Here is a 12388-nt window from a genome sequence, read left to right as displayed (position 1 = left end):
CTCACTGTTACTTCTTAACATCGCTTTTATCTTCAACTTTTCCACTAAAGTCATCATCACCATACGTCATATAAGGTGGACGATAGATGAAGAATTTCTTTCCATCCTTCACAACATAGGGCTTTTCATTCCCATCAGATAGGATGTGTTCATACACATGGTCAAGGGAAGGATGATAGTGTTTAATCTTAGATGAACCTTTATCACGGTAAGCAACATCTGTTTTCGCATCGTCAGCATCACCATTGTTCAGAACTTCATAGTAAACTAGCTCCATTTTATGTTTCTTAGCTGCTTCTTCACTTGGTTTCTTAGTATCTTTTGAGCTATCTTCACAAGCACCGAGTGCAATACTAGCACTGATGACTAGAGCGGTTAACAACAGAAATGATTTTCTCATCGAAATAAAACTCCTTTTTAACTTATTCATTATATAACATATCATAAGCAGTAAAATTAATCATGGCAGTTTATAGTATACGTGCTGCATCAATTAGGGAGCGGGACATAATGTAATGGCTCAGCCTCTTGGCAGTAGATGACTGATTTGAAAATACGCTTGTATCAAGCTTTTTTCTAGTCATCCTTGCCGGGGCGGGACTACGAAATCTTTTTATTCAAATTAGATTTCTGTCCCGCTCCCAATAGTAAGTTACTCATTTTTTAGCAGTTCGTCTTGAATTGCTTTAGTGAGTCTTTTCACGCCTTTATATTCAAGATGGATACCATCATATGCAAAGTAATCACTATGACCCTGTGAAATCTTATTCCAATCTACGAGATGTACATTTTTGTGATCCTTGCTTGCTTGTTTCATTAACTGATTAATATGGTCTTGATAATCCTTAGGAACACGTGTTGTGACGAGATAAATATCTGCTTTATTAAATTGCTGTAGTAATTCCTCAAGTTGTGCTTTAGTAAAATCCCCGTTAGTACCTAGTTCTAAGACTACTTGTTTGTTATCAGCGTTATAGCTTTGATAATTGTTGCTCGCAAGGCTCGGCACGTCTGAAAGTTGGCGCCCGACTTTACCATCAACTTCCGCGTTAGGTATTTGATTTTGAACTTCTTTCCCAATATCTACCATGATGGAATCACCAATGAGAAGTGGTGATAAGTCTTTAATTTCGTCTTTATTAGAGGTATTGTTCTTGTCATTATTTTGTTTAGCTTGGTTCTTATTGGGCTGTGAAGATGTCTTTTTCTTAGGGTGAAAAGCTGTTTGTTTGTTTTCTTCGTGGGCTTTACCACGCGCATCAAATTCGCCGGTAAAAAGCAATACAGACGGGATGAGCAAGACGATAGCTAGGGCGAGACGACTGAAGCTTTTATGAACCCAAGGTGAGATTGAAAATGCTTTTATTCCTTGTTTACGAATAGGTCGTTCTACTAGGTGATAAGATACTTCAGTGAGTAGCAACATGAGCACAATATCAATAATATACACATAGAAAGGAATTTGGCCTTGTACAAAATGAGTATGTACATACGAAATGACAGGATAATGCCATAAATAAAGACTATAAGAACGCTTTCCTATATATACAAAAATTGGATTGCCCATGAGCTTAGCAAATAGTCCAGTAGGATGAACAACACTCGCGATAATAAGAATAGTTAGCAACGATATAGCATAAAAACCACCGTAGTATAACCAAGTATCTTCAAAATCAATGTAGAACATGATAAATCCAAGAAATACAAGGCTGACTGTTCCAACCGCATCTATAATAAATTTAAGTTGTAACGGTATATGTGTCTTCAATTTAAATGGAGGCCATAGAAAAGCAAGCAAACCTCCTAATAACAAAGTTTGTAAACGCGTATCTGTCCCAAAGTAGACACGTGAGTCGCCACTACCAAAGTGTGTAAGTATTGTCATTAGTATGAGTGAAAGTAAAGAAATCCCTATCATTATATAAGCTATCGTCTTTTTGCGAACGTTATTTAACAATATGAGTAAAGCTACGGGATATAGCAGATAGAATTGCTCCTCAATAGCTAGTGACCATAAATGTTTCAATGGTTGTATGCTAAATTGATCGAAATAATCTACGTTCTTAAAGATATACCACCAATTAGAAACATAAAAGAAGGCAGCTATTATATCTCCTTTAATCTTTAATATGAATCTAGGCTCAAATACGATAGTATAGGTAAGTACAATTGCGAGTAGAAATAGAACAGCTGGTATCAAACGTTTAATACGACGTTTCCAGAAATCGAATAAATTAATCGAACCAGTTAGTTGATGTTCTGAAAGTAATAACGACGTAATGAGATACCCCGAGATGACAAAAAATGTATCTACGCCTAGGAATCCGCCTGTTAGCCATTTCTCATTGAGATGAAAGATGATAATAGCTAAGACAGCAAACCCGCGAAACCCATCTAGACCCGGCAGGTATCGATGATGATGCACTTGAGCTCGTTTTCTATCCCCTTTTTCCATTTATTCATCATTCCCTATTTTATATTTTATTTACAATGAGATTACAATTTAATGACATGCAGTAATTACTATAACATTTTCATGTGTAAAATAAACAATTTTAATAAAAGTTTTACATTGTTAATTAAGGTGTGGCTTTCTGAGTTTAACAGTTACTATACTTGAATCTTGCTTACTATCCAAAAAGCTCATCGATATACGATTATATCTAATTATTATACTATGTCTTGAAGGATTTGTTAGCTTCAAAGAAGTGAATTTGAGAATTTTATAACCCTAGCACAAGAGGAGAGGACTTTAGAAGATTAATATTAAGATATTAAGGGAATTTAAGTATCGAACTGAAGATAGTCTATTTTTAAGGAGGTTTCGAAATTGGAACATAAGCAATTGGGTCATTCTGGATTAAATGTCTCTCAATATGCCTTAGGTTCAGTGCCTTTCTCTGGTACTAATGGCTTTGAGAATGCAGGTGGGATAGCTAAAAAAGAACTGAATTACATGATCGACTATGCTTTAGATCAAGGTATCAATCAATTTGATACGGCTAATTTATACGCTGAAGGGAATGCAGAGCGCGCTCTAGGTAAAACGATTCGTGATCATCGTGAAGATATGATCATTAGTTCTAAGACTGGCTTTCCATTATCAGACAACCCTAACCTACAAGGTGGCAAACGCCTCAACATTGAGAAATCGATTGATGATTCGCTTAAACGTTTAGGCACAGATTACATCGATTTATATTATATGCATTTATGGGATGGCAATGTGCCAGTAGAAGAAACGATTCAAACTATGAATGATTTAATTCAAAAAGGTAAGATTCGATATTGGGGTGTTTCAAACTATAGCAGTTGGGGGCTAGCTAAGACGGTAACTACAGCGAAAGAAAATGGCTTAGCTCCACCTGTAGCGCAACAAATATATTATACACCAGAATCAAGAGAAGCGGAATATGAATTACTACCTGCTGCCAAAGATTTAGGTGTAGGTAATAGTATTTGGTCTCCGCTAGGGGAAGGGCTTTTAACTGGAAAAGTAACTCGAAATAACAGTGGTGAACCTGGAACACGCCAAGGTGATGGGTGGCCTGAACCCTATATTAAAGATTACAAATTGTTATATGACTTGGTAGATACTTTACAAGAAATAGCCAATCATCATAACGTTTCAGTGCCTCAAGTGACGTTAGCTTGGTTAAGGGAACGACCAAATGTAGATTCCATAGTGTTAGCAGCTAGAAATAAAGAACAACTGATCGATAATATTGCCTCTTATCAATTACAGCTTACTCAAGATGAGCAGCAACAAATTACTGAATTAACACAGCCCGAGCCTATCTATCCACATTGGCATAAAGCGATGAATTCAGCGCATTTAGGGTCGCCGTCCGAACAGCCATATCTCAAAGAATTTAAGGGGCGTATGGGGCTCTAACAGAGAGGGAGCGGGACAGAAATCTAATTTGACTAAAAAGATTTCGTAGTCCCGCCCCGGCAAGGATGACTAGAATTGAAAAAAGCTTGATACAAGCGCATTTTCAAATCAGTCATCTACTGCCAAGATGTTGAAAAGGGTGAGACATTACATTATGTCCCGCTCCCAACAAGCACAGCGAGTTGGGAGCTAGGAAAGCGAAGCTGTTCAATACGTAGTGTTATACAAGCAGAGAACAGCAGTAAGATCATTTTCACTTAGAAAACATCTTACTGCTGTTTTTAACTGATTGATATGTTATTGGTTTAGAATTGATGTCTCAGACCCATAGGGGTGTGGTCAAAGCTATAAATTAATGATAAATTTTACTGCCTTGTTCTTTAAATTCTTCAGCTTTTTCTTTCATTCCTTCCATCTTTTCTTGATGTTCTTCTCTGATATTATGAGATATCTTCATAGAACAGAACTTAGGTCCGCACATGCTACAGAAGTGAGCTACTTTCGCCGCTTCAGCTGGCAATGTTTGGTCATGATAGTCACGTGCGCGCTCAGGATCTAGTGAGAGATTAAATTGATCGATCCATCTGAATTCAAAACGCGCTTTACTAATTGCATGATCACGTTTTTCAGCATTTTTCAAACCTTTAGCTAAGTCAGCTGCATGTGCTGCAATTTTATAAGTAACGACACCTTCACGGACATCATCTTTATTCGGGAGTCCAAGATGTTCTTTAGGCGTCACGTAACAAAGCATTGCTGTACCGTGGCTGGCGATATTTGCAGCTCCGATTGCTGAGGTAATATGATCGTAAGCTGGTGCGATATCTGTCGTTAAAGGTCCAAGCGTATAGAAAGGAGCTTCTTTACAATAAAGATCAGCTAAATCTTGGTTTTCTTTTATTTTATGCATAGGGATATGTCCAGGGCCTTCGATCATTACTTGGACATCATAATCCCAAGCGATATCTGTTAACTCTCCAAGCGTTTTTAGCTCTGCGATTTGACTTTCATCATTTGCATCATAAATAGAACCTGGACGCAACCCGTCACCGAGTGAAACTGCAATATCATAAGCTGCTAGAATTTCACAAATCTCATCAAAGTGGTCGTAGAGAAAACTCTCTTCATGATGTGCGAGACACCACTGCGCCATGATAGAGCCACCGCGTGAAACGATCCCTGTTAATCGATCTACAGTCATTGGAACGTGTTGTAAACGGACACCAGCATGAATTGTAAAGTAGTCGACACCTTGTTCGGCTTGTTCAATGAGGGTGTCGCGATACACCTCCCATGTAAGGTCTTCAGCAACGCCATCTACCTTTTCAAGCGCTTGGTAGATTGGCACTGTTCCAACAGGCACTGGAGAGTTACGCAATAGATATTCTCGTGTTGCATGAATATTTTTACCCGTAGATAAATCCATGATAGTATCTGCGCCCCAATGAATGGCCCAAACAAGTTTTTCAATTTCTGCTTCGATTGAAGAAGAGACTGCTGAATTACCTATATTTGCATTGATTTTTACTTGGAAGTTCTTGCCGATGATCATAGGTTCTGATTCAGGGTGGTTGACATTATTAGGAATAATCGCACGACCACGCGCAATTTCCTCACGTACAAATTCAGGCTCTACATCTTCGCGACAAGCGATAAATTTCATTTCTTTAGTTATAATACCTTGTCTTGCATAGTACATTTGAGTTACCGGACGACCTTGATTTGCTCTTCTTGGTTGATAGTTAAAAGGGTGTTCTTCAAGTTTTTTATGATTGGCTTTCTTAAATCCGTTATCGATCGATTGCACGCGGCGACCCTCATATTGTTCTGTATCTTTACGGTCAGTGATCCACGACTCACGTGTCTTTGGAATCCCTTTCATGACATCTACGTCGTACTCTTTCTCATGATATGGACCAGCGGTGTCATATACGTGAAGAGGCGGATTCTCCTTTGTTTCGTTTTCAAAGACTGTATCCGATAAAATAATTTTACGGAAAGGGACTTGAATGTCATCATCCACTCCTTGTTTGTAAATACGTTCGCTTGCTGGAAATTCTTTTTGTAATTGGATATTTTCTTGTTTCATGAGCTCCTCCTTAAGTTTTAATGCTAGGAGGGCTTTGAAGATTACACAGAGAAGATTTCTCAAACTTGGAAGAAAGTTAGAGGTAGGGTTTAATAACCAAAGAAGAATAATTCAATAGAGTTTATCATACTGAAAAAACTCAAGCATAAATTCTTTAATTTAAGTGAAGTAACTATACTGTAGCTGTCTGAAATTCAAGATGCGTTAGCGAATAGCTTGTTAGATTTCTAGCCAGCTGTGCAGAGTGAGATGGTGCAATGAATGATGATGCAGCCGCACTGCTGACAAGTGATAAACTCAGTTAACGAATTGATACAAGGATTGAGGATAACCCGTGTATCAGATAAAGGATAAGCTGACTTAAGTCGTATATACTTCCATCTAACTTCGAGTTAAGATGAAGTGATAGAGAAATATAGACGAGAAGTAAGTTCAGTTCGTTGGTTTGCTTCCCTACGCTAGTATTATCTAGTTCAGGTTCAAAGGGTTGAGGAATCTTCCTCTTTCAGCACTTAAAAGCACCCCTAGCAAAATTTATGAAATTACATCTGTATCATAGCAATAACTAGGAAAAGTTACAACTTTAAGAAGAATAGGGTGATACTGAAGGTAATGTTGAAGCATACCTCTTTGACAGTGTAAGAGGTATGGCAGGTGACGAGCTCTTTAGTTTAGATAAGAAGACATGATGTAACCAGGAGGCAAATGGGGGTACATCATAATGATATGTAAAGTGCACAGTATATTATACTCACGAAGTAAAAGCATGTATCTTAATAAAAAATATAAATCAACTTTGCTTGCTCATAAAAAAGAAGCTGGAATAGTGACTTTATGATAAGTGAGGTCATTCCTCTCAGTTCTAGTGAGAAAGTCATACCCAATTCCAGCTTTTTTTAAAATAACTATTCAGGATATCTATCGGATTTACTAATATTCCCGTTCTCGTCAAGCAGGGGAGTGAGACCTCCACCTGTCGAAATCCAATTGGCTAAATATTGATTGCCAGTGACTTTATCAGTCAATATATAAGTGGCGAGTGTCCTATCACTAGATGCGCGTTCTATTACGAAACGGTCATTCTCATTCTTTTTGCCAAACATACTAACTTCCACCTTTCTTTAAATTAATAGCGTCTGTTATCTTGATTCTGAATATTTTTCTTATAGTTAAAGTAAATTTTAACCGCCTGTAAAATAATCAACACAAGACCGAAGAATGCTAGCAAATGGTGATGACCAACTAAAGCAACAATAAAGATAAGGATAGCTACAATCAAAGCTATGATAGATATTAGTGGTGAGATAAAGTCTCGATCCATTGAAATTCCTCCTCTCAATTAATTAGGAAGGGTTGCTAGAGGTCGGGACAAAAGCTTTATGTCCCAAACCCTGCTATCGTCAGCGTTAATAGCAAAAGATTTAATACTTATATTGATAACTATTAACACGATACCGCAACCAACAATAACGTACCCCTGGTAATGACTACGATACGTACTAACTTATAGCTATAATTACATCTATGGTAGCAAAAGGCAATAGTGTTCACTAAAGTTTATAACATTACATCTACTTATATCATTGGTTCTAATAAACGTTTTATTATACTATACAAGTTCTTTTTTAATATCTACATAGCAATTAGCATATTATAAATTAAATAGACTGTTCATCTATTAATAATAACCGTCTCTTTCTCGGTCGAGTAGTGGTTAATACTTACGTCCCAAATAATGAGTTCAAAGAATCTACTAAACTATAAAGACCGAGGAAAGTAACAATGAGAACGACAGCACCGCCAACAATGTTCCACCACAATGTATTGACGTACTGCCCCAAGAAACTCCGCTTATTTACAATGATAAAGACGACGATAGCGACAATAGGTAGAATAGTTCCGTTCAAAGCTTGTGCTACCAGTACCACTTGTAACGGCTTAAAGCCCAGAGCTGAAGAAATAATGCCAACGATGATGATAGCGCTAAAAACCAGCTTATACTTCTTGCTCGACATACCACCTTGCCAGCCTAGCAAACTGCTTATCGTAGCTGCCGCCCCCGTAGGAGAAGCAAGAGCAGAGGAAAGACCTGCCGCGAATAGTCCGATACTAATAACATAAGGAGCTGCGTTTCCTAATATAGGTTCAAGAGGCTTTGCGAGCTGAATGACACTTGAAACTTCTTGTCCTCGTATTAATGTTGCAGCAGAAATCAATATAGAAGCAGAAATAACTCCACCTATAGTGATTGAAATCACGGTGTCCCAACGGGCAAATTTCAGAGCTTTCATGCTATGAAATCGCTCGTGTACTGCAGTCGAATGGATGAAGAAATTGTAAGGGACTACAGTGGTTCCTATCAGTGCAATCACTGTGAGAATCGATCCTTTAGGTATAGTAGGAATGAGAGTCCCTTTTACAATGCCACTCAAATCAGGTTGAATGATGAGCATCGTAGTAATAAAGATCAAACCCATCACAATCATGAGCGTGAGCATAATTTTTTCTAAAAAGTGATAGTTACCTACAATGCCGATAATTAAAATAATGATCCCCACTATGGGAGCTACCACTTGTTTAGGTAAGTGAAGTAAATAAGAAGCTCCGAGAGAAGTTCCTATCAGATCTCCACTAATATATGCTGCACATCCCATCGTAACAGCAATGAGCATGAACCAAACAAGTATGAGTTTGCCTACTTTGTGTGTCATCAGATCTTGGATTGCTTCGCCTAAGCCCTCACGCGTGACAAGGGAAAGGCGAATTATCATTTCTTGCAGAACTATTGTGGCGACAACTGAAAAAACAACAGTCCATAATAAACTATAACCAAAGCTCGCACCACTGTGTGTCATAGTCGTAACTGTGCCGGGCCCGATGAAGGAAGCGGTGACAATCATTCCAGGCCCGAGCGCTTTTACCCCATTAATTATTTTATTTAGCATTATCCCAACCCCTTGAGCTAGTTATGAAATTCTGTGCACTAGACATTTTACAGCTATATCTATTTGTGCTTTAAATATTCAACGTGGCCAGCTAATACATAGAGTACAGCAGTAGAAACGAAGTGAGCAGAATTCTGATTCGCATCATTCATCGGGTAGACTTCAACGTAATCCATCCCGCATAATCCAAGTTTCCCGAATTCGTGAATCATAGTGAGTAATTCGTAAGAGGATAAGCCATTAGAATCTACTGGTCCACCAGGATTAAAAGCAAAATCTAACACATCACTACAAATCGTCAGGTAAACGACGTCTACATCTTTAGCTGCTTGATTATAAATTTGACGTGCTAATTCTTTAAGGTCTTTAGCCTCTCTAATATCGTTGATTGTTAAGGTTGTAGCTCCAGCTTCTTGTGCGTAACGACCTGTTTCTGGTTTGTTGCGTGGTCCATGAATACCAGTGTGAATAATACTTTCGTTACGTATGCCATCCGTGTTGTATAGATGCATAAATGGAGTATTACGTGCATACTTCTCCCCTTCGTAATCTGGATGATTATCATAATGAGCATCCATGTGAATGATGCCAACTTTTTTACCAGTCTGTGTTAAACCTTTTAAAATGGGATAAGTGACACCATGCTCACCTCCAAAACCAACTAAGAATTTACCCGTCTTCCAAAGACTTTCGGCAAATTGTTCTATATTATGGTAGCTTTCTTCGTTATTGTGTGCGACGTAAGGAACGTCACCTACATCGCCTAGAGATAAATGCTCACTGACGTCAACATGGTCTAGCTCTGGTAAGTAACAACTGTACCGTGCAGAACTCACTCGTATTTGCTTCGGTCCAAGTTCAACTCCTGTGTAATCCCCCCATGTACTTTCACCTTCAAATGGTGCACCATAGATGATTACATCAGTATCGAGCGTGTTAGATTGCGATAAATTCTTACTATTTAAGAAACATGGCGTGTTACCATAAATATTGTTCTTCATATTACCCACTCCTTCGTTGATAGTTATTATATAGACGTATGTTTTGTTATTCAAATAAATATAAAGGTTATTTAATAGAATTATGTGAGTATTTTGCTCTATTGTACGCAAATAGTTAGTCTTTAAACATATAATATAGGATGAAACACGTTATAATAAGAAATGATTGTGAGCTATCGAACTCTAATTTTAATTTTTAGTAAAGGGGGAGTGTGAATTGCCAAGAATTTGCTTTGTTAGGCACGGAGAAACGGATTGGAACAAATTAGGAAAGCTACAAGGACGGACTGATACTGAATTAAATGTAAATGGTAAGGAACAAGCTTTAGAATGTGCTCAAGCTCTACAAAAGGAAGAATGGGACGCTATCTATTCAAGTCCTCTACAAAGGGCTTACAAGACAGCTTCTATAGTAGCTGACTATATTGATGCGCCGCATCGAGTTATGGAAGAACTGGTAGAACGATCCTTTGGTAAAGCTGAAAGTATGACTGTTAAGGAGCGTCTATCTGCTTATCCAGACCGTCAATACCCTAACCAGGAAGATGAGACTGCTCTGAAAGACAGGTTGATATGTGCTCTAAATCATATTAAAGAAGAGTACCCTGAAGGGAATGTGTTAGTCGTTACACATGGCGCAGTCATCAATTTTTTATTGTCCCAACTCTGTCTTAGTAAGTATGAAATACCACCTAATAGTCTAGTTAACGGGAGTTTGTCTTATATAATTAGTAAGAACAATGATTGGTACGTTGAAGACTTTAATGTGACTGATCACTTGTCTTATTACAATGAAATTGGAAAAGTCTAGCTTATACCGTTTGACTTAGAGTCAGACTAGAATAGAGGTAGCAGAAATGATCTCTAATATGAGCAGTGGAGCTGACTGCAGCTCAATGTAACTGTACCGAGTAACTACAAATAATTGGTCTCTTAATTCAGTTGAGATAAGAGGTTAAGACATAAAGTTTCTGTGCTCTGGGAAAACGCTTAACGGCGTCTCAAAAGTAGAATTTTCGACAGAAACGCTCACGATTTGGGAGCAGGACAGAAATCTAATTTTAACAAAAAGATTTCGCAGTCCCGACCTCTCTTGAGACGTTAATAACTTCGGAATAAAAAAGCTTCGAGGGTTTCGTAAAATTTACGAAAGGTCTCGAAGTTTTTTCTTTCTTGATGCGTTGAGTGGCGCACGTGGTACTTGTTTCCTTATCTTTAATACCAGATAGATAATATTAAATTCTCGATTGACCTTGCTTAATTCTCGAATCAACATTTGATTGAAGCTCAGATTAGTCTTCATCAATATAGAGACTGGTTTACATTAACTCTCCTTTGAAAGGAAGTGTTATATAAGCAGTAGTAAGTCTATGATAATCTTCATACGTAACGCATCTCGTTAAATGAGTGATGTTATTTTTATTAAATAATATGAAAGGTTATATATATTTGTTTATCTAATTGTGCTTTCAAAGCCTGTAATTTAAGGAGAAAATTAATATATAAAAGATATATTCTCAAAAAAATCGAACAAATTTTGCTTAATTTAGAAGCGTGCTAACTAATATTAGGGTAAAAATTACATTATAATGTAATAGGTAATCAAAATGACCACAATTCGGAATAGCGAGTGTGTAACTTTTATACTAAATGTAACAGTTAGGTACTCGATAAGTACACTTAGGCACTCATTCACTACAGAGTAGAAATATCATTTACACTGTAGTTAACAGTTCAGAAGGCAATAGAAAGGGGTGAAAATCATGGAAGGTATCATTAAATCAATCTCAGATGCAGTTAAAGCTGGTTTAGATAAAGACTGGGCTACAATGGGTACAAGCATTGCTGAAGCATTAGCTAAAGGTGTTGACTTCATCTCTGGCTTCTTCGGTTAATCTCAAATGATTGTACTAACTCTTGCTAAGATGGTCAGTTTAAGGCTTAGACATTTAAGCATTTATATCGACCATCTAAGCATTATATCTTAAAAATAATAATTACGATTTTTATATAAATTATTTCGAAAGGATGAATCAAACATGGAAGGTATCGTAAAATCAATTTCAGAAGCAGTAAAAGCAGGATTAGACAAAGACTGGGCTACAATGGGTACAAGCATCGCTGAAGCATTAGCTAAAGGCGTTGACTTCATCTCTGGCTTCTTCGGCTAAGATTTAGCTGTCAATAATCTAATTCGATAACTATAAATAAGAGGCTGGGACATAATGTAATGTCCCAGCCTCTTTCAGCATGTTGGCAGTAGATGACTGATTTGGAAACGCGCTTGTATTAAGCTTTTTTCAATTCTAGTCATCCTTGTCGGGGCGGGACTACGAAATCTTTTTATTCAATTTAGATTTCTGTCCCGCTCCCTTTTTTAATATTTAGACAGAGATATAACTTTCAGTTTCATTATAGAGCAATATTGATCGAGCGGTTATCATTTCCATGAGTATAC

General features: G+C 37.5%; 12 protein-coding genes and 1 riboswitch. Of the genes, 4 read left to right on the top strand and 8 right to left on the bottom strand.

Translation table 11 applies throughout. The features are described 5' to 3' along the window. Positions 1-7 precede the first annotated feature (7 nt). Positions 8-400, bottom strand: a complete 393-nt coding sequence (locus N9R04_RS08395; RefSeq protein ID WP_262856310.1) for a hypothetical protein — start codon at positions 398-400, stop codon at positions 8-10. A 252-nt stretch (positions 401-652) separates the two neighbouring features. Next, on the bottom strand, positions 653-2455 hold the full coding sequence (locus N9R04_RS08390; RefSeq protein WP_262856308.1) for an acyltransferase family protein: 1803 nt from the start codon (positions 2453-2455) through the stop codon (positions 653-655). Between the two features lie 375 nt (positions 2456-2830). Here N9R04_RS08390 and N9R04_RS08385 point away from each other — a divergent pair, with 375 nt between their 5' ends. Further along, positions 2831-3895 (top strand): aldo/keto reductase, encoded by a 1065-nt coding sequence (locus N9R04_RS08385; protein ID WP_262856306.1) that lies wholly within the window; start codon positions 2831-2833, stop codon positions 3893-3895. Positions 3896-4247: 352 nt separating this feature from the next. Here the strand turns inward: N9R04_RS08385 and thiC are convergent, their stop codons facing one another. The 5 genes from thiC to N9R04_RS08360 form a co-directional block, all read right to left on the bottom strand. Next, entirely contained in the window at positions 4248-5984 is a 1737-nt protein-coding gene (gene thiC, locus N9R04_RS08380) for a phosphomethylpyrimidine synthase ThiC (RefSeq protein ID WP_262856305.1), read from the bottom strand. Positions 5985-6417: 433 nt separating this feature from the next. Beyond that, positions 6418-6520: riboswitch (TPP riboswitch) on the bottom strand. Between the two features lie 369 nt (positions 6521-6889). After that, on the bottom strand, positions 6890-7087 hold the full coding sequence (locus N9R04_RS08375; RefSeq protein WP_262856304.1) for a DUF6440 family protein: 198 nt from the start codon (positions 7085-7087) through the stop codon (positions 6890-6892). Between the two features lie 23 nt (positions 7088-7110). After that, positions 7111-7305 carry a hypothetical protein gene (locus tag N9R04_RS08370; protein ID WP_262856303.1) on the bottom strand — a complete coding sequence of 65 codons (195 nt, stop codon included), beginning with the start codon at positions 7303-7305 and terminating at the stop codon, positions 7111-7113. 400 nt (positions 7306-7705) lie between these two features. Further along, on the bottom strand, positions 7706-8929 hold the full coding sequence (locus N9R04_RS08365; protein ID WP_262856302.1) for an Nramp family divalent metal transporter: 1224 nt from the start codon (positions 8927-8929) through the stop codon (positions 7706-7708). A gap of 59 nt (positions 8930-8988) precedes the next feature. Further along, complete coding sequence (locus N9R04_RS08360; RefSeq protein ID WP_262856301.1) at positions 8989-9930, bottom strand: agmatinase family protein; 942 nt, start codon at positions 9928-9930, stop codon at positions 8989-8991. A 217-nt stretch (positions 9931-10147) separates the two neighbouring features. Between N9R04_RS08360 and N9R04_RS08355 the strand changes: the two genes are divergently transcribed. Next, on the top strand, positions 10148-10741 hold the full coding sequence (locus tag N9R04_RS08355) for a histidine phosphatase family protein (RefSeq protein ID WP_262856300.1): 594 nt from the start codon (positions 10148-10150) through the stop codon (positions 10739-10741). Between the two features lie 333 nt (positions 10742-11074). Here the strand turns inward: N9R04_RS08355 and N9R04_RS08350 are convergent, their stop codons facing one another. Continuing rightward, positions 11075-11233: a hypothetical protein gene (locus N9R04_RS08350; RefSeq protein ID WP_262856299.1), complete on the bottom strand. Its 159-nt coding sequence runs from the start codon at positions 11231-11233 to the stop codon at positions 11075-11077. A 460-nt stretch (positions 11234-11693) separates the two neighbouring features. On the opposite strand from N9R04_RS08350, the gene N9R04_RS08345 reads away from it, so the two are divergent. Together N9R04_RS08345 and N9R04_RS08340 are read left to right on the top strand one after the other, a co-directional pair. Then, complete coding sequence (locus tag N9R04_RS08345; RefSeq protein ID WP_262856298.1) at positions 11694-11825, top strand: beta-class phenol-soluble modulin; 132 nt, start codon at positions 11694-11696, stop codon at positions 11823-11825. Positions 11826-11969: 144 nt separating this feature from the next. After that, positions 11970-12101, top strand: coding sequence for a beta-class phenol-soluble modulin (locus N9R04_RS08340; protein ID WP_262856297.1), 132 nt, complete (start codon positions 11970-11972; stop codon positions 12099-12101). Positions 12102-12388 lie beyond the last annotated feature (287 nt).

Origin of the sequence: Staphylococcus marylandisciuri (assembly GCF_025519785.1) — a bacterium.
Lineage (GTDB): Bacteria > Bacillota > Bacilli > Staphylococcales > Staphylococcaceae > Staphylococcus > Staphylococcus marylandisciuri.
Note: the sequence above shows the minus strand (reverse complement) of the source record. Positions and strands in the feature narration are given on the sequence as shown.

Coding starts and splice junctions, on each gene's coding strand:
- N9R04_RS08395 (WP_262856310.1), bottom strand. CDS start 400: ATGAGAAAATCATTTCTGTTGTTAACCGCTCTAGTCATCAGTGCTAGT.
- N9R04_RS08390 (WP_262856308.1), bottom strand. CDS start 2,455: ATGGAAAAAGGGGATAGAAAACGAGCTCAAGTGCATCATCATCGATAC.
- thiC (WP_262856305.1), bottom strand. CDS start 5,984: ATGAAACAAGAAAATATCCAATTACAAAAAGAATTTCCAGCAAGCGAA.
- N9R04_RS08375 (WP_262856304.1), bottom strand. CDS start 7,087: ATGTTTGGCAAAAAGAATGAGAATGACCGTTTCGTAATAGAACGCGCA.
- N9R04_RS08370 (WP_262856303.1), bottom strand. CDS start 7,305: ATGGATCGAGACTTTATCTCACCACTAATATCTATCATAGCTTTGATT.
- N9R04_RS08365 (WP_262856302.1), bottom strand. CDS start 8,929: ATGCTAAATAAAATAATTAATGGGGTAAAAGCGCTCGGGCCTGGAATG.
- N9R04_RS08360 (WP_262856301.1), bottom strand. CDS start 9,930: ATGAAGAACAATATTTATGGTAACACGCCATGTTTCTTAAATAGTAAG.
- N9R04_RS08350 (WP_262856299.1), bottom strand. CDS start 11,233: ATGAAGACTAATCTGAGCTTCAATCAAATGTTGATTCGAGAATTAAGC.
- N9R04_RS08345 (WP_262856298.1), top strand. CDS start 11,694: ATGGAAGGTATCATTAAATCAATCTCAGATGCAGTTAAAGCTGGTTTA.
- N9R04_RS08340 (WP_262856297.1), top strand. CDS start 11,970: ATGGAAGGTATCGTAAAATCAATTTCAGAAGCAGTAAAAGCAGGATTA.